An 18,103-nucleotide genomic window follows, 5' to 3' on the forward strand; every position below is an offset into this window, starting at 1 on the left:
CATCGGGGGAACGCGCGCCGGTCCCGGCCGGCGCGCGTTACGACCACGGGGATGCCGATGTCGTTCTCGTTCCAGATCCTCGGGCAGCTCACGGTGCGCTCCGGCACGGTCCCGGTCGAGCTGCCCGCCGGCAAGCCGCAGGCGCTGCTCGCCGCGCTGCTGCTCAACGCCAACCGCCTCGTCCCGGTCGACCGGCTCGTCGACGCGCTGTGGGACGAGGCGCCGCCCCGCTCGGCGGTGGCGAACGTCCGCACGTACGCGGTCCGCGTCCGCAAGCTGCTCGCCGACCCGGAGACCGTCGCCGGCTCGCGGCTGCTGGGCCAGGAGCGGGCCTACCGGATCGCCGTCCAGCCCGGCGAGCTCGACCTGGCCGAGTTCACGGAGCTGGCCGCGCAGGGCCGCGCGGCGCTGCGGGCCGGCGACCCGTCGCGGGCGGTCGAGCGGCTCATCGCCGCCCTCGCGTGCTGGCGCGACGACCACGCGGGCGTCGGCCTCCCCCGGCCCGGCGGGCTCGGGCAGCGCCTCGCCGCGCTCGACGACGAGCGGCTGCGCACCGTCGAGGACCTCGTCGACGCGCGGCTCGCCCTGCAGCACCACGAGGTCCTCATCGGCGAGCTGCGGCGCACCGTCGTGGAGCACCCGCTGCGGGAGCGCACCTGGGGGCAGCTGATGCGCGCCCTGTACCGCGCCGGCGACGTCTCCGGCGCCCTGCACTGCTTCCTGGAGGTGCGGGCCGCGCTGCGCGAGCGGATGGGCGTCGACCCGGGCCCGGAGCTGCGGCGCCTGCACGCGGCGATGCTGGCCCGCGACCCGGCGCTCGACGAGACCGCGCCGTGCCCGCCGTTCGCGGCGCATCCCGGGACGCCGGCGTTCGCGGCGCCGGCGCTCCCGGTCCCCGCGCACCGGCCGGAACCGCCGCGGCAGCTGCCGCCCGGCCCCGCGGTGCTGGTCGGGCGCGAGCCCGCGGTGGACGCCGTCCTCGCGGCGGTCGCCACCGGCGCCCGGGTCGTCTGCGTCTCCGGGCCGCCGGGCGTCGGCGCGTCCGCGTTCGCCGTCCACGCCGCGCATCTGCTCGCCGACAGGTACCCGGACGGGCAGCTCTTCGTGCGGCTGGGCACCGCCGACCCGGCCGCGGCGGCGGCGCACCTGCTGCACTCGCTCGGCGTCGCCGACGAGACGGTCCCGCGCGGGCTCGCCGCCCGCACTGCCCGCCTGCGGACCGCGCTCGCGAGCCGCCGGGTGCTGCTGCTCGTCGACGGCGTCGACGACGTCGCGCAGGTCCGGCCGCTGCTGCCCGCCGCCCCGGGGTGCCTCGCGGTGATCGCCGCCAGCCGGCCGCTGCCGACGATCGACGGCGTCGCGCTGGTGCCGCTGGACCCCCTGCCCCGGTCCGACGCCGTCGCGCTGCTGCTCGGCTCGCTCGGCCCCGCGCAGGATCCGGTGGCGCTCGACGAGGTCGCCGCCCACTGCGAGGGCCTGCCGGCGGCGCTGCGCATCGTCGTGGCGCGGCTGCTGGGCCGCCCGGACCGGTCCGCGGCCGCGTGCGCCCGGCGGCTGCGGGCGCCGGAGCGCCGCCTCGACGAGCTGCGCGCGCACGACCTGTCGATCCGGGAGAGCCTCGCCGCCCGCTGCGCCACGGTCAGCGCCGCCGCGATGGACGCGCTGCGGACCCTCGCCGGCCTGCCGCAGCCGGTGACCACGCACGACCTCGCCGCCGCGTCCACGCTGAGCCCCGACCGGGCCGGCGACGCGCTCGACGAGCTGGTCGACGCGCGGCTCGTCACCGCCGACGGCACCGGCGGCCACCGTGCCGGCGACCTCGTCCGACTGTTCGCCGCGCAGATGGCCCCGGCCGATGTATAGCGGTGCCGGGGACGTTGTATCCGCCCTGGACCCGCTCCGTCCGTAAGGCCCCGCCGGGACCGGTCGCCGGACATCCAGCCCCGGCCGGTCAGGCGGTGGGTGCCGTGGCCGCCCGAGACGCACGATGCCGTCATCCAGCACGCTCCCGCAGGCGATGCGGTGCTTCGCCGGCGAGACCGGGCAGCCGATGGGTGTCGGCAGGGCCGTCGCCCGCGAGACCCGGGCAGCCGGTCGCCGAGCTTGCGGGCGGCGCACGCACCGCCGTCCACCTCCCCCGATGCCGCGCCGGCGGTCTCCGCGCCGATGGCAGCTGCCGTAGGATGCGTCGATACGCCGGACCGGCATCGCCGATACAAACGGGGGACGGGGAGGTCCATGGAGTTCCGGCTGCTCGGACCGATCGAGGCGTGGACCGCGACCCGGCGGCTGGACGCCGGGCCGCCGCGCCAGCGCCTGGTGCTCGCGGCGGTGGCCGCCGACGCCGGCCGGCTCGTGCCGATCGAGACCATCATCGACCGGGTCTGGGCCGGCGACGCGCCCGACCGGGCCAGGCACGCGCTGTACGTGTACGTCGCCAGGCTCCGCGGCGCCCTGCAGGACGGCGGCGCGTCGCCGCTGGTCCGCCGCTCCGGCGGCTACGTCCTCGACGTCGACCCGGAAGCCGTGGACCTGCACCGGTTCCGGGCCCTCGCCGAGCGGGCCCGCGACCCGCGGACCTCCGACCCCGCCCGGGTCGCGGCGCTGCGGCAGGCCCTGGACCTGTGGCGGGGCGCGCCGCTCGCCGACGTGGCCGGCCCGTGGGCCGAGCGCATGCGCGAGAGCTGGCGCCAGCAGCGCCTCGACGCCGCGGTCTCCTGGGCGCAGGCGGCCCTGCGACTCGGCCAGGGAGGTGAAGGTGGAGGCGGAGGCGCGGGAGCGGTGGAGCCGCTCATCGGCCCGCTGACCGAGCTGGCCGCGGAGCACCCCTACGCAGAGTCCCTGGCCGCGGCCCTCATCGAGGCGCTGCACGAGAGCGGGCACCAGGCGGAGGCGCTCGACCGGTACACCAGAATCCGCCGCAAACTCGTCGACGACCTCGGCACCGAGCCGGGCGCGGAGCTGCGCGACCTGCACGCCCGGCTGCTGCGGCAGGCCGGCACCCCCGAAACCCCGGCGCCGCAGCCCGCCGCGCCCGCCCCGACCGCCGCGCAGCTCCCCCTCGACCTGCACAGCTTCACGGGCCGCACGGCCGAGCTCGACCGCCTCGACGCGATCCTCGAGGAGGCCGTCGTCCTCGCCACGGTCACCGGCACCGCGGGCGTCGGCAAGACCAGCCTCACCGTCCACTGGGCGCACCGTGTCGCCGGCCGCTTCCCCGACGGGCAGCTCTACACCGACCTCAACGGCTTCGGCGGCGCCGACACCGTCGTCACGCCCGCCCAGGCGGTCCGCGGGTTCCTCGACGCGCTGGGCGTGCCGCCGCGGCGCGTCCCGGCCGACCTGGCCGCGCAGACCGCGCTGTTCCGCAGCCTGACCTCGGGCCGGCGCATCCTCATCGTGCTCGACAACGCCCGCGACGCCGACCACGCCCGGCCGCTGCTACCCGGCGGCCCCGGCTGCCTCGTCGTCGTCACCAGCCGGACCAACCTCGCGGGGCTCATCGCCGCCGAGGGCGCCCAGCCGGTCCCCCTCGACCTGCTGACCCACGGGGAGGCGACGCGCCTGCTCGCCCGGCGGCTCGGCCGCGCCCGCCTCGACGCCGAGCCGTCCGCCGTCGACGAGATCGTCGCCGCCTGCGCCGGCCTGCCGCTCGCCCTGGCGATCGTCGCCGCGCGCGCGGCGCTGCGCCCGCACCAGCCGCTCGCCGACCTCGCCGCCGAGCTGCGCGACGACCTCGACCAGTTCGACGTCGGCGACACCCGCGGCGACGTGCGGGCCGTGTTCTCCTCGTCGTACCGCACCCTGAGCGACGCCGCGGCCCGTCTGTTCCGGCTGATCGGCCTGCACCCCGGCCCGGACATCAGCGCGCCGGCCGCGGCGAGCCTGCTCGGCGTGCCGGTGAAGGAGGCGAGGACGCTGCTCGCCGACCTCGTCCGGGCGCACCTGCTCACCGAGCCGGCCGCCGGCCGGTTCGCCGCGCACGACCTGCTGCGCCGGTACGCGGCCGAGCTGGCGGCCAAGGACCCGGCCGGCGAGCGCACCGCGGCGACGCGGCGGCTGCTGGAGTACTACCTGCACACCGCGTTCGCCGCGACCACGCTCCAGCACCCGTTCCAGGTGCGCGTCCCCGACCCGGCGCCTTCGTCCGCCGGCGTCGTGGCGCCCGCGCTCGCCGACCAGGCGGCCGCGGGCCGGTGGTTCGCCGCCGAGTATCCGGTGCTCATCGCCGCCGTCCACGCGGCCGCCACGACCGGGTTCGACTCGCTCGCCTGGCAGATCGCCTGGACGCTCACGAACTTCTTCCAGCGGCAGGGCCGCCACCACGACTGGATCGCCACCCAGCGGGTCGCGCTCGCGGCGGCGCACCGCTGCGGCGACCGGCACGGCGAGGCACACCTGCAGCGGGTCCTGGGCCGCGGCCACCTCGCGCTGGCCAACTACGACGACGCGCACGCCGCCCTCACCGCGTCGCTGGAGCTGTTCCGTGGGCTCGACGACCCCGTCGGCCGGGCCGCGACCCACCTGAACCTCGGCGAGGTGCACGAGGCGCAGGGCGACAACGCGGCGGCGCTCGACCACGCCGAGCATGCCCTCGCGCTGTACCGCACGACCGACCGGCCCTCGAGCCTCGCCTACGCGTTGAACGCGTCCGCCTGGTACCACATCGAGCTCGGCGACCCGGGCCAGGCGGTCGGGCACTGCCGGCAGGCGCTCGCCCTGCAGCAGAAGATCGACGACCGGCACGGGCAGGCCGCGACCCTGGACACGCTCGCCTACGCCCACCACCGGATGGGCGCGTTCGCCGACGCGATCGCCTGCTACCGCCGCGCCGTCGCCCTCACCCACGCCCTCGCCGACAGCCCCAACGAGGCGGGCATCGGCGACCGGCTCGGCGACGCCCTCTTCGACGCCGGCGATCTGCCGGCCGCACAGGCCGAGTGGCGCAAGGCGATGAAGATCTACGACGAGCTGACCCACCCGGCGGCCGACAAGATCCGCGCCAAGCTGGCCGCGCGGCTGCCCCAGGGGGTGACCGGATGACGACGCACCACCGCGCGCCGCGGCGGCTCACCCTGGTCGCGGCCGTCTCGACGCTGCTGGCCGCGCTGCCGGTCGGCACGCTCTTCAACAACGCCACCTGGGCGCTGCGCGCCGCCCTCGTCGTGGCCGCGATGTGCGCCGCCGGGCTGCTCGTGCGCAGCGTCCGCGCGCCGTCCTGGGCGCCGGCCCCGGCCATGGCGCTCGCCGGCCTGCTCGTCCTGACCTGGTCGTTCCGCAGCGGCCACGAGTACGCGGGGATCCTCCCCGCACCGGGCACCTTCGCCCACTTCCGTGACCTGCTGCGGACCGCCGCCGACGACCTGGCCAGGTTCGCGCCGCCGGTCACCGACCGCGAAGGCCTCATGTTCCTGGCGGTCCTCGGCGTCGCCGCCGTCGCGCTCCTCGTCGACCAGCTCGCGGTCGTGCAGCGCCGGCCCGCCCTCGCCGGGCTGCCGATGCTGGCCGTCTACGCCGTGCCGGTCACCGCGAGCAGCGCGAGCACCAGCTGGCTGCCGTTCGTCCTCGGCGCCGCGGGCTTCCTGTGGCTGCTCGGCACCGACAGCCTCGACCGGGTCGACGGGTTCGGGCGCCGGCTCGGCAGCGCCGGCCCGCGGACGCCGTCGCCGCTCGCCGCGGCCGGGCGCCGGCTCGGCGCCGCCGGGGTCGGCCTCGCCGTCCTCGTGCCGCTGGTCCCCTTCGCGCTGCCCGGCATCGGCCTCGACCGGCTCGGTGGCGCCGGCGACCCCGGCGGCGGCGAGGTCGACATGGTCGCCGCGTTCGCCGCGCGGCTGCGGCAGGGCCCCACGTCCGACCTGGTGCGGGTGACCGGTGCGACCGACCCCGACCCGTACTACCTGCGCCTCGGCGTCCTGGAGCAGCTGACCCGGCAGGGCTTCACCGCCCGCCCGCCCGGCGGCACCGGCCGGCTCACCGGACCCGCCTGGGGCGCGTCGGTCCGCAGCACCGCCTACCGGGCCGACATCGAGATCGTCAGCGGTCTCGGCGATGGTCTGCTGCCGGTGTACGCCTGGCCGACGAGCATCACCGGCGCGGGCGCCGGCTGGCGCTTCGACGGGCGGACCGGCGTCGTGCACGCCGAGCGGCGGGCCGCCCCCGGGCTGCGGTACACGGTCGGCTACGTGCGGCCCGACGTCACGCCCGGCGACCTGCGCGGGGCCGCCCCGGTCGACCCCGGCGACCCGGCGTTCAAGGACACCCTCGCCGTGCCCGACGACCCGGCCGTCCGGTCCATCGTGGAGCGGCTGGTCCAGGGCCGGGCGACGCCGTACGACCGGCTCGACGCGATCCACGCGTTCTTCGCGCCGTTCACCTATGACACGCGGGTGGACGCGGACCTCGACCTGGCCGGGTTCCTGCGGACCAGGCGCGGGTTCTGCGTCCAGTACGCCGCCGCGTTCGGCTGGCTGCTGCGCGCCGCGGGGATCCCGTCGCGGGTCGTGATCGGCTTCGCCCGCGGCACCCGCAACGGCGGCACGACCACGATGACCAACCGCGACCTGCACGCCTGGACCGAGGCCTACTTCCCCGGCTTCGGCTGGCTGCCGTTCGACGCGACCCCGGCGGGGGCGATCGCCGGCTCGGCGTCCACCGCGTACCTGCCCGGCCCGGACGCCACCGCCACCCCCACCGCCGCTGCCACCGACGGGCGGCCGGGCGGCGCCGTGGCCCGCCCCACCGCGTCCGCGGCGCCCGCTCCGACCGCCGCTGCGGAGCCGCCGGCGCCCGCTCCGGAGGCTTCCGGCCCGGCGACGGCGGTCGTCCTGTGGGTGCTCGGCGGCGCGATCGCCGTGCTGCTCCTGCTCGTCCCGGCGGCGCTGCGCGGGCGGGTCCGGCGGGCGCGGCTGGCCCGCGCGTCGGCCGCGACGCCGGGCGAGGAGGCCGCGAGGGCGCGCGCCCACCACGCCTGGGACGAGCTGATCGACACGATGCTCGACTACCGGGTGCCCGTCCACGACGGCGAGTCCCCGCGCGCCACCGTCGCCCGCCTCGTCGTCGACGGCCGGCTCCGCGTCGAGACCCGCGCCGGTGTCCGGCTGCTCAACGAGGTCGAGGAGCACGCCCGGTACGCCCGCCGCCCCCTGCCCACCCCCGAGCTGCGCGCCGCGCTGGGTGCAGTCCGCGCCGACCTGGCCGGGCACGCCACCGCCGCGACCCGGGTGCGGGCGGTCCTGCTGCCACCGTCCCTGCTCCGCCGCCGCCCGACCAGCGCCGCAACCGCGCGGTCGTCGCCCCGGACGCCGCCACACTGACCGCCGCACCGACTGCAAGCCCCGCGCCCGGCCGATCGCGTGTCTCGGCCTGCGACAGCAACGGCGCCGACGAGACCGCCACCAAACCGCTGATGCGATCGCTCCGCAGGGAGCCCAGGCTGCTTCAGCCGCGCAGTCTCGAGGCGCCCCGCGGAGCGCAGGCTGCCGGCCCTCACCGGCGACGGACACCCGACGGCGCCCCGCGACCGATGGCCGTCCCGGCGGCGCCCCCGCCCGACGGAGTCGTCGTGGCAGCTACGGCGGCGGGTGGGGGCGTCGTAGCGGCGGGCGTGAGGCGCGGCGGTGGCACGAGCAGCGGCAGCGGCGCCAGCAGGCGCTCGGGCGGGGTGAGCCGGCCGCCGCCGGTGCGCGGCGGCGCGGGCGTCGGTCAGGTGCCGCAGCGCGACCGTGACCACCCACGCGCGCAGCCGGGCCGGCTCACGCGCCACCACCGGCCCCGCCGCCAGGCCGGTCATCGCGTCCCGGACGATGTCGTCGACGTCCAGGTCCCGGTCGGCGGCCCGGCCCACCACGCAGTACACCAGCGGCAGGAACCGTGCGGCCAGCTCCCGCATCGCAGCCCGGTCCCCGTCACGGGCCGCCGCCGCGAGCTCGTCGTCGTGTCGTGCCGCTGTGTCCACCGCCTGCTCCCGGTCCGTCGCGCGCTGCCACGGGCGCCCGCGGACGCCCCCTTCGCGGAGTTGGTGACGTTCGCCCACACGTACAACAGCTATGACCTGCACGGTGGCTCCGAAGGCCTGGCCGAGGTGGTCGCCCCGGCGCGCCGCGACTGGGAGCGCACCGGCGGCCTGCCCGGCGACCTCGACGTGCTGCGCGCGTGCCTGTTCTTCCAGCAGCGGTCGCACTACTGGGATGGCGGCTCGTGGGACTTCGGGACCGACCGGTTCGTCGTCGCGCTCCTCGCCCGCATCCGCGAGCTGTCCGGCGGCACCGTGCCGCACCGTTCCGTGAAAGACCCGGGCTGAGCGACGGCCTTACGCGGCCTGCCGCTTGCGGAGCGCGGCGACGGCCTTGTCGGCGTGCACGTCCATCCGGATCTCGCTCTTGATGACCTCGAGGATCGTGCGGTCGGTGTCGATGACGAAGGTGATGCGCTTCGTCGCGGTGAGGCCGAGCGGGCCGCGTCCGACGCCGAACAGGGCCCGCACGACGCCGTCGCGGTCCGACAGCAGCGGATAGCCGAGGCTGTGCTTCTTCGCGAACTCCGCCTGCCGCTCGACCTCGTCGCCGCTGATCCCGACCGGGTGCCCGCCGACGGCCTTGAGCTCGGTGTACACGTCGCGGAAGTGGCACGCCTCGGCGGTGCAGCCGGCGGTCAGCGCCGCCGGGTAGAAGAACAGCACCACCGGCCCGTCCGCGAGCAGGCCAGTGAGCGACCGGGTCACCCCCTGCTCGTCCGCGAGCTCGAAGTCCTCGACGACGTCCCCGACGTTCATGCCGACCATTCCCCTCATTCAAGATCCTCGCTCATCCTGTTCGCCGCGCGAGGCGGGCGCAACCGGCGGCTCCCGGAAAGATGCCACACCCGCGGCGGCGGGCCGGCGGGCGGCCACCGCGCGGCTACGGTCCGGACGTGACCCGATCCCAGTGGACGCGACGGATACGGCAGGCCGACCCGCGCCACGGCGCGCTGCTCGTCCTGTCCGTCGCCGCCGTGACCGCGTTCGCTGTGCTCATCACGTTACTGGTGCCGCCGGCGCCCACTGCGTACGGTGCCGGAATCGCCCTCACCGGGCCGGCCGTCCGGCCCGACGAGAACCCGCTGTTCGCGATCCAGGAGGTCCTGGCCCAGCAGTCGGCGGCGCTGCTGCGCGGCGACCGCGACGGCTACCTGCGGGCGATCGCCGCCGACGACGCGCCGCTTCGGGAGCAGGCCGGCCGGCGGTTCGACTCGCTCACGGCGCTGCGCGTGCGGCGCTGGACGATGGAGACCGCCGACCTGCCGTCCCGCAACGACGACACGTGGCGGGTGCCGGTCGACGTCGGCTACTGCTTCGCCGACGACGACTGCACGCCCGTGCGGCTGCGCGTCGCCACGAAGTGGTCGGTGGCGCACGGCCGGCTGCGGCTCTCCGGGTACGAGCAGACCCACCGCCCCTGGGACGCGACGGCCCTCGCAGTCAAGGAGGGCGGCCGGGTCACCGTCGCCGGACCGGCCGGCGACGCCGCGGGTGACCCGGTGGTGCTGGACCGGGTGCTGCGCGCGGCGGAGGCGGCCACCGTCACCGACGACCGCTTCGCCGCCTCGTTCGACGGCCCGCCGAAGCGGTATTTCGTCTACGTCGCGGGCGAGGAGCAGTGGAAGGACTGGTACGCGGGCGGCGCCGCCAACGCCGGTGCCTACACGATCCCGCTGCAGCCCGGCGCGGCCGACGTCGTCGTCGACCACAAGACGATGACCGACTCGTGGCTGCCCACCCTGATCACCCATGAGTTCGCCCATGTCGTGACCCTCGGCGGGACCGCACCGCCCGGCCCCGCGTGGTGGCTGACCGAGGGCGTCGCCGCGTACATCGCCAACGGTGAGGGCGGCGAGCTGCGCAACGACCTGCCGTCGGTCCGCCGGTACCTGGCGGACGGCAAGTGGGACGGCTCGCTGGTCCTCACCCGCCCGCCGGCGGACGCCACGTTCGACGAGACCGCCGCCCGCTACGGCATCGCCCTGCTCGCCGTCACCTACCTCGCCCAGCGCTATGGCGAGGCGAAGATGCTGGCCTTCTTCACGGAGGTCGTCCGCAAGCGCCGCACCGTCGACACCGCCGCCCAGTCGGTGTTCGGCACCCCCTGGCAGACCGTGTCCACCGACGCCACCGCCTCCGTCCGCGCCGCAGCGAACTGAAGGGACATCGCCATGCGACCCGTCGCACCCGCGCTCCTGCTCACCGTGACCGCGCTCGCCGCCTGCTCAGGCACCGCCACCCCCGCACCAGCCCCATCGCGGACGACCGCCGCCGCCACCTCCAGCGCGACGGCAGCGGCGGTGGCGTCGCCCGTCGCCGGCTGCGAGTTCTATCAGGCGGCCGACGCGAAGGCCGTGCTCGGCGACGAGCTCAAGCCCGCGCCGAAGTTCACCGACAACGAGCCCGGCAAGACCGACACGAAGTTCACGTCGTGCGTGTACTGGACGGCCGACGACCAGCGTTACGCCAACGTCGGCTACCGCCGCGCCCTCACGCCGACCGGCGCCGCCGACAACCGCTCCCAGTTCACCCGGCAGCGCACCGCCGACGCCGTCACCGTCGCGGGCGTCGGCGGCGACGCGTACTGGGACACCCCCAACGGCCAGATCCTCGTCCTGGCTGCCGGCGACGCCCTGCTCGTCATCTCCACCGGCGTCAAGGACGCACCGAAGGCCGGCCGGAGCCGGTCCGACACGGAGAAGCTCGCCAGGCTCGTCGTCGCCCACCTGCCCGGGTAGCTGTCAGGGGCCTGTCAGGGGCCTGTCAGGGGCACAGGGCGAGCTTCCCGGTCGTGGCGCGGGACTGGAGGGCCGCGAGGACCTCCGGGCCGTCGGCCAGCGGGTGCACGGCCGGGGTGCCGGGGGTCAGGACGCCTGCCGCGCGGAGTGCGGTGAGCTCGGTGAGCAGCGCCGCGTACAGGTCGGGTGCGGTGTCGATGAGGACGCCGAGGTGCAGGCCGATGACGTGGACGGGGTGGGTGAAGTTCAGCTCGCGGTTGCTGACCGTGGCGTCGCCGCCGGCCACGCCGTAGACGACGACCCGGCCGGTGACCCGGCGGGCCGCGGCGAGGGCGGCGCGGAACGACGCGCCGCCGGCCGACTCCAGCACCAGGTCGGCGCCGCGGCCGGCGGTGAGCCGCAGCGTGCCGGCGGCGACGTCGGCGGTCCGGGCGTCGAGGACGTGCGCCGCGCCCAGCCCCCGCACCAGGTCGTGCTTGCCGGCGGAGGCGGCGGCGATGACCGTCGCGCCGTAGTGGACGGCGAGACGCGTCGCTGCCTGGCCGACGGCGCCCGCGGCGGCCGTGATCAGCACGGTCTCGCCCGCGGTGACGCGGCCGAGGGGGCGCAGCGCGGCGAGGGCGGTGGCCCAGTTGAGCACGAGCCCGAGGGCCTGCTCGTCGGTCCAGCCGGCCGGCACGGGCGTCAGCGCGGCCGCGTTCAGCAGCATGTACTCGGCGAAGGCGCCGGCGCCCGTACCGGCGACGCGATCGCCGACATGGACGGCGGTGACGTGCGGTCCGACGGCGACGACCTCACCAGCCGCCTCGAGCCCGGCGACGAACGGTGCCGCCGGGCCGCCCTCGTAGGTGCCGTGGGACCGCATGACGTCGGCGTAGTTGACGCCCGCCGCGCCGACGCGGATCAGGACCTCGCCGGGGCCCGGGACGGGCACGGGGGCGTCGGTGACGAGCCGGAGGCCGGCCGGGCCGTGCAGGGAGGTCTGGAGAAGCGCTCGCATGGCGCGACCGTAGAACCCTCACGGTTGCGTGAGGGTCAAGCCCGCCCGCAGGTATGCGACGAGCGCGTCGTGGTTGCGGGTCAGGCTGTGGATGCGGCGTTCGAGCAGGTCGGCCTGCCGGGCGACCTCCTTCAGGAGGTACGCGCACGGGCGGGTGGGCATGGTCTCGGACGGCCCATCGAGGTAGGGCAGCACCTCGCGGATGATCCGCACCGGCAGGCCGCTGTCGATGAGCGCCCTGATCTGCAGCACGGCGTCGACGGCGTCCTCGGCGAAGTCGCGGTAGCCGTTGCTGCGGCGGTCGGGCCGCAGCAGGCCCTCGTCCTCGTAGTGCCGCAGCGCGCGGACGCTCACCCCGGTCCGCCGCGACAGCTCCCCGATCTTCATTCCTCGAACATAACGCTCCGCAGGTAGGCCAGGCCGTCGAGCGCCAGGCGGTCCTGGGTCTCGGCGAGGGGGCGCCAGATCGAGGCGGCGGTCGCGATCGTCGCGTTCTGCGCGGTGAACGACTCGATGCACAGCGCGCCTGTGTAGCCGGCCTTGTCCAGCGCCGCCAGGAAGCGCGGCCAGTCGAGGTGGTCGCTGCCCGGCGCGCCCCGGTCGGTGCCGCTGACCTGGACGTGCTTGATGTGCGGGCCGGCGACCGCCACGGCCGCATAGGGATCACGTTCTTCGATGTTCATGTGGTACGTGTCGAGCATGATCCCCACGTTGGCCGGCAGGCCTTCGATCAGCTCGACGGTCTGCTCCATCGTGTTGACGACGCTCGTCTCGTAGCGGTTCAGGGCCTCGACGCCGATGGTGACGCCGAGCTCCCCTGCGTGCTCGGCGACGGGCGCGAGTCCTTCCCGGAAGTCCCGGTAGCAGGCCTGCCGCTCCGGCGGGGTCATCCGCCAGGTGCGGCCGACGGCGGCGTAGACGGGCCCGCCGACGCAGGGCGCGCCGACGGCCGCCGCCGCGTCGACGCAGGCCCGCAGGTAGGCCCGGGTCGACGCGACGGTGGCGTCGTCGGTGCAGACCAGGTCGCGGCCGGGCGGCGTGACCGCGCAGACCCCGGCGGCGCGCAGGCCGTGCGCGGCGAGAAGGTCGCTCGTGCGCGCCGGGTCCCAGTCACCGACCTGCTCGATCGGCAGCTCGACCGCGTCGAAGCCCCATTCGGCGAGGCGTGGCACGAGCGCCGCGAGGGCGGCGTCGTCGACGGGCGAGGACCAGATCCAGGGGTTGGCACCGATGGCGCGCACGAGCGGCTCCTTCTACTTCCAGCGTTGGGGGTAGCCGGGCAGGTCGGTGCAGCCGCACATGGCGTAGTGCAGCGGCGGCATGTTGGCGTCGACGTACTTGTCGAGGTTGTCCTGCGTGATCGTCGGCTGCGGCAGCTTCCACGGGCTGGACACCTGCTCGCCGTTGAGAATCTTCAGTGCGGCGATGATCGGGGTGCGCCACTGGTAGGTCGGGTAGGTCGGCGCGATCGCGGTCAGCTTCTTGTCCTTCCACAGCTTCAGGAAGTCCAGCTGGTCCTCACCGTTGATCGGCGGGACGGGCTTACCGGCATCCTGGAACGCCTCGACCGCGGCGACAGCGGTCGCGCCGGCGTCCATCCAGATACCGTCGATCGTGCCGTACCGCTGAATGTAGTCGTTGACGATCTTCTTCGTCTTCGCCGGGTCACCATCGGTGAACTCCACACCGACCACGTTGACCTTCGCCTTGTCGAACTGCACCTTCGCCGCCGACCAGCGAGTCTCCAGGACATCGACACCAGGCAGGATCCGCAACGCGAGAACCTTACCGCCGGGCTTGACCTTCTCCGACAGGAACGACGCACCGACGTGACCGAACCCGTACCCGCCGATCGGGTTGATGAACGTGACCGGACACTTCGTGTCCACACCACGGTCGAACACGATGACCGGCAGACCCTTCGCGCACGCCGCCTCCACCGCCGGAGTCAGCGTCGCGGTGGTGTTCGGCGACACGATCAGCGCGTCACAGCCCTTGCCCAGCAGGTCGTTGATATCCGCGATCTGCTTGCTGTCCTTACCCTCCGCGTCGACGTGCACAAACTCCTTGATCAGGCTCTTCTGCTTCTCGACCTCGGCCTGCATCACCTTGAACCCGACCTGCCGCCACGGATTGTTCAACGCAGCATTGGAGAAGCACACCTTGTACGGGCCGGCCTTCTTGTACTTGGCCGTGTCGACCAGCTTCGGGTTCAGCACCTGCTCCCACGGCTTGTCAGCGGGGCCAGTCGCAGTCGCCTGCAACAACGACAACTCATTGTCATAGTCAGCCTGGACGAAGAACTTCGACTGCTCACCAGTCCCCGACCCGGCAGCCGCGGTCGACGACGCGGCGCCGGACGCGGACGTGGTGGGCTCGTCAGTGGCACAACCGGTCAGAATCAGCAACGCAGCGCTCATCGCCGCGACGACGGACGTGGATCGTCTCACGTGTTCTCCTATGGATGGGGTGTGGGGTGTGTGCCTCAGCGGCGGCGCAGTGATCCGACTGCGACGGCGATGAGGATGATCAGGCCCTGGACGGTTGACCTGAGGGCGCCGGAGACGCCGTAGAAGTTGAGCAGCGCGAAGAGCGTCTCGAGGGTCAGTGCGCCGAGCATGGCGCCGGTCACGGACCCGCGGCCGCCGCCGAGGACGACCCCGCCGAGGACGACGGCGGTGATCGCGCCGAACTCGAGGCCGGCGCCGGCCTGGAACGACACGCCGCTGTAGCCGCCGAGCAGGATCGCGGCGACGGTGGCGAAGACGCCGCTGAGCACGAACGCGATGGTCTTGGTGCGCCACACCCGGACGCCGGTGAGCTCGGCGGTGCGCGGGTTGCCGCCGACGGCGACGAGGGTGCGGCCGAAGTCGGAGCGGGTGACGGCGACCGCGACGGCGGCCACGCCGAGGAGGATGAGCAGCGCGTAGGGCACCCGGCCGAGCAGCGGCACGTCCTCGAACGCACGCCGGCCGAAGCGCCGGAACTCCTCGGACAGGCCGCCCTTGGGTGCGCCGTCGGACCACAGGTAGACGGCGCCGACGAGGATCAGGTACATGCCGAGGGTCGTGATGAACGACGGGACCTTCAGCAGCGTGGTGACGAGACCGTTGACGAGCCCGACCACGACGCCGAAGGCGAGCACGACGAGCACCACCGGCCACGTCCGGGACGGGTCGCTGTCGATGAGCCGGGCCGCGACGACGACCTGAGCGGTGACGAGCGAGCCGACGGACAGGTCGAACTCGCCGGAGACGATGACGAAGTACTGCCCGGCGGCGAGCAGGATGATGGGCGCGGACCGGCCGATGAACGACAGCAGCGACGCCGGGGCGAAGAAGTCGGGCTGCCGGATGGCGACGAGCACCAGCAGGATCGCGAGGATCCCGATGATCGGCGCGATCCCGCCGGGGCGCAGCAGGTTGGCCTTCTGCTTCTCCAACACGGTGGCCGTCATGCTGCCGCCTTCCGGGACGTGGTGCGGCGGCGGTGCATCCGCCGGGCGTAGACGGCCACCGCCGCGATGATGATCACGCCGCGGATGACCTGCTTGAAGAACGCGTCGACCTCGAGCTGGTTGAAGATGCTGTCGATGCTGGCCAGCAGCAGCACGCCGCCGACGGTGCCGAGGACCCCGCCGCGGCCGCCGGCGAGGGCGGTGCCGCCGAGCACGACGGCGGCGATCGACTCCAGGTCGTAGAGGCCCTCGACGCCGACGCGGGGCGCGCCGGAGCCGAGCCGACTGGCGAGGTAGATCCCGGCGAGGCCGGAGCACAGCGCGCACAGCACGTGGGCGACGATGAGGATGCGGTCGTTGCGGACGCCGGAGAGCCGGGCCACGTCGGGGTCGCCGCCGACGGCGATGAGGTGGTGGCCGAAGCGGGTGTTGCGCACCGCGAACCAGGCCGCGGCGGCGACGGCGAGCAGCAGCAGGAACGCGACCGGCACGGGCCCGATCCGCTGGTAGCCGAGGCTCTGCACGAACGCGGGCGCGGTCTTGCCCGCCGGGCCGTCGTAGCCGTTGTCGAGGTACCCCTTGAGCAGCAGCCCGACGCCGACGGTGGCGATGAACGCGTTGATCCGCAGCTTCGTCACCAGCAGCCCGTTGAGCAGCCCGATGGCGGCGGCGACGAGCAGCACGAGGCCGAGCGCCGGCAGGATGTTGCCGTCGCTTCCCGCCATCGTCTCGGCCGCGACGAGCGTGCTGATGCTGATCACGTACGCGACGGACAGGTCGAGCGAGCCGGCCAGGATCACGATGGTCTGGCCGACGGCGACGAGCCCGAGGCCGGTCGCGACGTGCAGCAGACTGACCACTGTGGACTGGTTGAACAGCGACCCGCCGTCGATCGCGACGACGATCCAGCCGATCACGAGCGTCAGCGCGAGGGCGATGTAGACCCCGCGGGCGGGGCCGGCGGCGGACACCTTGAGTTTGATCGTGGGGGCTTTCGCCGGTACCGGCGGAGCGACGGTCACGCAGTCACCTCTTCAACGGTCAACGCGCCGGTGGCGAGCCCGACGACGTCCTCTTCACTGGCGCCGGCGGGCAGCTCCCCGGCGATGGCGCCGTCGCGCATGACGACGATCCGGTCGCTCATGCCGAGCAGCTCGGGCAGCTCGGAGGAGATCATCAGCACGGCGGCGCCGTCGCGGGCGAGCTGGCGGACGAGATCGTGGATGGCGGACTTGGCACCGACGTCGATGCCGCGGGTCGGCTCGTCGAAGAGCAGGATCTTCGGCCCGAGCGCGAGCCAGCGGGCGAGGACGACCTTCTGCTGGTTGCCGCCGGACAGGAAGCGGATCTCCTGATCCTCGCCGGCGGCGTGGACCTCGACGGCGGCGAGCAGGTCGCGCACCTTGACGGTGCGGTCGGTCCGGCCGCGCCAGCTGGGGAAGACGGCGCGGCCGGCGAGCAGGGCGTTGTCGAGCACCGACTGGCCGGCGACGATGCCTTCGCCCTTGCGGTCCTCGGTCACGTACGCGATGCCGGCCCGGATCGCCGCGCGGGGCGAGCGCAGCTGGACCCGCGTGCCGTCGAGCTCGACGGTGCCGGCGGTGAACGGGTCGGCGCCGAAGATCGCGCGGGCGAGCGCGGACCGGCCGGAGCCCTGCAGCCCGCCGATGCCGAGGATCTCCCCCGCGCGCAGCTCGACGTCGACGCCGCGCAGCTTGTGGTTAGCTCCACTGTGGACGGCGAGACGGACCGCGCCGAGGTCGCCGGGCTCGGCCCGCGGCGGGTAGTAGCTGGCCAGGTCCCGGCCGACCATGTGCTTGACGAGCTGGTCGCCGGTCGTGTCGCGGGTGGCGAGGGTGGTGACCCGGCGGCCGTCCTTGAGGACGGTGATCCGGTCGGACAGGTCGAAGACCTCGGTGAGGCGGTGCGACACGTACAGCAGGCCGATGCCGCGCTCCTGCAGCCGGCGGACGAGGGCGTAGAGCAGCTCGACCTCGTGGTCGGCGAGGGCGGCGGTCGGCTCGTCCATGATGAGCAGGCGCGCGTCGAGGGCGAGCGCCTTGACGATCTCGACGACCTGCTGCTGGGCGACGCCGAGCCGGCCGACCTTCACGCCCGGGTCGAAGGACGTCTCGCCGGCGGCGGCGAGCAGCTCCGCGGTCCGCGCGTGCATGGCCTTGCGGTCGACCAGGCCCAACAGTCGACCAGGCCGGACCGGCTCGTGGCCGAGGAAGACGTTCTCGGCGACGGTGCGCTCGGGCAGCAGGTTGAACTCCTGGTGGATGATCCCGATGCCGGCGGCCTGCGCGTCGCGTGGCCCGCGGAAGGTCACGGCGCGGCCGTCGAGCTCGATCGTGCCGCCGTCGGGCGTGTACACCCCGGAGATGATCTTCATGAGGGTCGACTTGCCGGCGCCGTTCTCACCGACGACGGCGTGCACCTCGCCCGCGCGCACGTCGATGTCCACATCGGACAGCACGCGGACGCCGAGGAAGGACTTGCCGATCCCGCCGAGCCGGAGCAGCGGGGGACTTTCGGACATCGCAAACCCCTAACTGACCGTAACCATCGAAGACGGCCGTGATTGCGGTCGAGCATCGGTGGAGCACGTAGCGTGGGGACTTTCGCCTTTGAAGTCCAGAACTTTTGCTGGTTTCGACTAAAGGTCGCGAAGAGCAGACTAAATGTTTCGATGTTCGGCCGCAACGGCGCAACGCCACCGAAACAAACCCGTTGCCTCACCTCCACCGATCGACCGATGTCGGCCTGCCCAACGGAGGAGGGTGCAGAGAGCGCTTCCCCGCCCGCCGGCTCACGATACGGCGCTTGAGCTGCTGGTACGGGCCAAAATATCGGACTTCCGAGGATGACTCCAGCCCACTCGGTGTCGCAGC

Annotated in this window: 14 protein-coding genes; 6 read left to right on the top strand and 8 right to left on the bottom strand. The window is 74.4% G+C overall.

Annotation, left to right across the window (positions count from 1 at the left end):
- Positions 1–51 precede the first annotated feature (51 nt).
- The 4 genes from AB0I21_RS26085 (at position 52) to AB0I21_RS26100 (ending at position 8,299) form a co-directional block, all read left to right on the top strand.
- Positions 52–1,863: an AfsR/SARP family transcriptional regulator gene (locus AB0I21_RS26085; RefSeq protein ID WP_360564911.1), complete on the top strand. Its 1,812-nt coding sequence runs from the start codon at positions 52–54 to the stop codon at positions 1,861–1,863.
- 375 nt (positions 1,864–2,238) lie between these two features.
- Positions 2,239–5,043, top strand: coding sequence for a BTAD domain-containing putative transcriptional regulator (locus tag AB0I21_RS26090; protein ID WP_360564913.1), 2,805 nt, complete (start codon positions 2,239–2,241; stop codon positions 5,041–5,043).
- Positions 5,040–7,313: a DUF3488 and transglutaminase-like domain-containing protein gene (locus AB0I21_RS26095; RefSeq protein WP_360564914.1), complete on the top strand. Its 2,274-nt coding sequence runs from the start codon at positions 5,040–5,042 to the stop codon at positions 7,311–7,313. The genes AB0I21_RS26090 and AB0I21_RS26095 overlap by 4 nt, the downstream gene beginning before the upstream one ends.
- A gap of 248 nt (positions 7,314–7,561) precedes the next feature.
- On the top strand, positions 7,562–8,299 hold the full coding sequence (locus AB0I21_RS26100; RefSeq protein ID WP_360564916.1) for a hypothetical protein: 738 nt from the start codon (positions 7,562–7,564) through the stop codon (positions 8,297–8,299).
- 9 nt (positions 8,300–8,308) lie between these two features.
- Here AB0I21_RS26100 and AB0I21_RS26105 read toward each other — a convergent pair whose 3' ends face one another.
- Positions 8,309–8,788, bottom strand: a complete 480-nt coding sequence (locus AB0I21_RS26105; protein ID WP_360564918.1) for a peroxiredoxin — start codon at positions 8,786–8,788, stop codon at positions 8,309–8,311.
- 119 nt (positions 8,789–8,907) lie between these two features.
- Between AB0I21_RS26105 and AB0I21_RS26110 the strand changes: the two genes are divergently transcribed.
- Together AB0I21_RS26110 and AB0I21_RS26115 are read left to right on the top strand one after the other, a co-directional pair.
- Positions 8,908–10,173: a hypothetical protein gene (locus tag AB0I21_RS26110; protein WP_360564920.1), complete on the top strand. Its 1,266-nt coding sequence runs from the start codon at positions 8,908–8,910 to the stop codon at positions 10,171–10,173.
- 12 nt (positions 10,174–10,185) lie between these two features.
- Entirely contained in the window at positions 10,186–10,752 is a 567-nt protein-coding gene (locus AB0I21_RS26115) for a hypothetical protein (RefSeq protein WP_360564922.1), read from the top strand.
- Between the two features lie 25 nt (positions 10,753–10,777).
- Here the strand turns inward: AB0I21_RS26115 and AB0I21_RS26120 are convergent, their stop codons facing one another.
- The 7 genes from AB0I21_RS26120 to AB0I21_RS26150 are packed head-to-tail and all read right to left on the bottom strand — an operon-like array spanning position 10,778 to position 17,751.
- Positions 10,778–11,752, bottom strand: coding sequence for a zinc-binding dehydrogenase (locus tag AB0I21_RS26120; protein WP_360564924.1), 975 nt, complete (start codon positions 11,750–11,752; stop codon positions 10,778–10,780).
- A gap of 18 nt (positions 11,753–11,770) precedes the next feature.
- Positions 11,771–12,139 (bottom strand): MerR family transcriptional regulator, encoded by a 369-nt coding sequence (locus AB0I21_RS26125; RefSeq protein ID WP_360564925.1) that lies wholly within the window; start codon positions 12,137–12,139, stop codon positions 11,771–11,773.
- Complete coding sequence (locus AB0I21_RS26130) at positions 12,136–12,993, bottom strand: sugar phosphate isomerase/epimerase family protein (RefSeq protein ID WP_360564927.1); 858 nt, start codon at positions 12,991–12,993, stop codon at positions 12,136–12,138. Before AB0I21_RS26130 ends, AB0I21_RS26125 begins: the two co-directional genes overlap by 4 nt.
- A 12-nt stretch (positions 12,994–13,005) precedes the next feature.
- Positions 13,006–14,202 carry an ABC transporter substrate-binding protein gene (locus AB0I21_RS26135; RefSeq protein WP_360564929.1) on the bottom strand — a complete coding sequence of 399 codons (1,197 nt, stop codon included), beginning with the start codon at positions 14,200–14,202 and terminating at the stop codon, positions 13,006–13,008.
- A 35-nt stretch (positions 14,203–14,237) separates the two neighbouring features.
- Positions 14,238–15,209, bottom strand: a complete 972-nt coding sequence (locus tag AB0I21_RS26140) for an ABC transporter permease (RefSeq protein ID WP_360564931.1) — start codon at positions 15,207–15,209, stop codon at positions 14,238–14,240.
- Positions 15,206–16,231 carry an ABC transporter permease gene (locus tag AB0I21_RS26145; RefSeq protein ID WP_344509419.1) on the bottom strand — a complete coding sequence of 342 codons (1,026 nt, stop codon included), beginning with the start codon at positions 16,229–16,231 and terminating at the stop codon, positions 15,206–15,208. The genes AB0I21_RS26140 and AB0I21_RS26145 overlap by 4 nt, the downstream gene beginning before the upstream one ends.
- A complete protein-coding gene (locus AB0I21_RS26150; RefSeq protein WP_360564934.1) occupies positions 16,228–17,751 on the bottom strand; it encodes a sugar ABC transporter ATP-binding protein in 1,524 nt (507 codons plus the stop codon). The genes AB0I21_RS26145 and AB0I21_RS26150 overlap by 4 nt, the downstream gene beginning before the upstream one ends.
- Positions 17,752–18,103 lie beyond the last annotated feature (352 nt).

Origin of the sequence: Dactylosporangium sp. NPDC050588 (assembly GCF_040654975.1) — a bacterium.
Taxonomy (GTDB): Bacteria; Actinomycetota; Actinomycetes; order Mycobacteriales; family Micromonosporaceae; genus Dactylosporangium; species Dactylosporangium maewongense.

What these genes read in the sequence shown, in the direction of transcription:
- AB0I21_RS26085 (WP_360564911.1), top strand. Translation starts at nt 52, where the DNA reads ATGCCGATGTCGTTCTCGTTCCAGATCCTCGGGCAGCTCACGGTGCGC.
- AB0I21_RS26090 (WP_360564913.1), top strand. Translation starts at nt 2,239, where the DNA reads ATGGAGTTCCGGCTGCTCGGACCGATCGAGGCGTGGACCGCGACCCGG.
- AB0I21_RS26095 (WP_360564914.1), top strand. Translation starts at nt 5,040, where the DNA reads ATGACGACGCACCACCGCGCGCCGCGGCGGCTCACCCTGGTCGCGGCC.
- AB0I21_RS26105 (WP_360564918.1), bottom strand. Translation starts at nt 8,788, where the DNA reads ATGAGGGGAATGGTCGGCATGAACGTCGGGGACGTCGTCGAGGACTTC.
- AB0I21_RS26115 (WP_360564922.1), top strand. Translation starts at nt 10,186, where the DNA reads ATGCGACCCGTCGCACCCGCGCTCCTGCTCACCGTGACCGCGCTCGCC.
- AB0I21_RS26120 (WP_360564924.1), bottom strand. Translation starts at nt 11,752, where the DNA reads ATGCGAGCGCTTCTCCAGACCTCCCTGCACGGCCCGGCCGGCCTCCGG.
- AB0I21_RS26125 (WP_360564925.1), bottom strand. Translation starts at nt 12,139, where the DNA reads ATGAAGATCGGGGAGCTGTCGCGGCGGACCGGGGTGAGCGTCCGCGCG.
- AB0I21_RS26140 (WP_360564931.1), bottom strand. Translation starts at nt 15,209, where the DNA reads ATGACGGCCACCGTGTTGGAGAAGCAGAAGGCCAACCTGCTGCGCCCC.
- AB0I21_RS26150 (WP_360564934.1), bottom strand. Translation starts at nt 17,751, where the DNA reads ATGTCCGAAAGTCCCCCGCTGCTCCGGCTCGGCGGGATCGGCAAGTCC.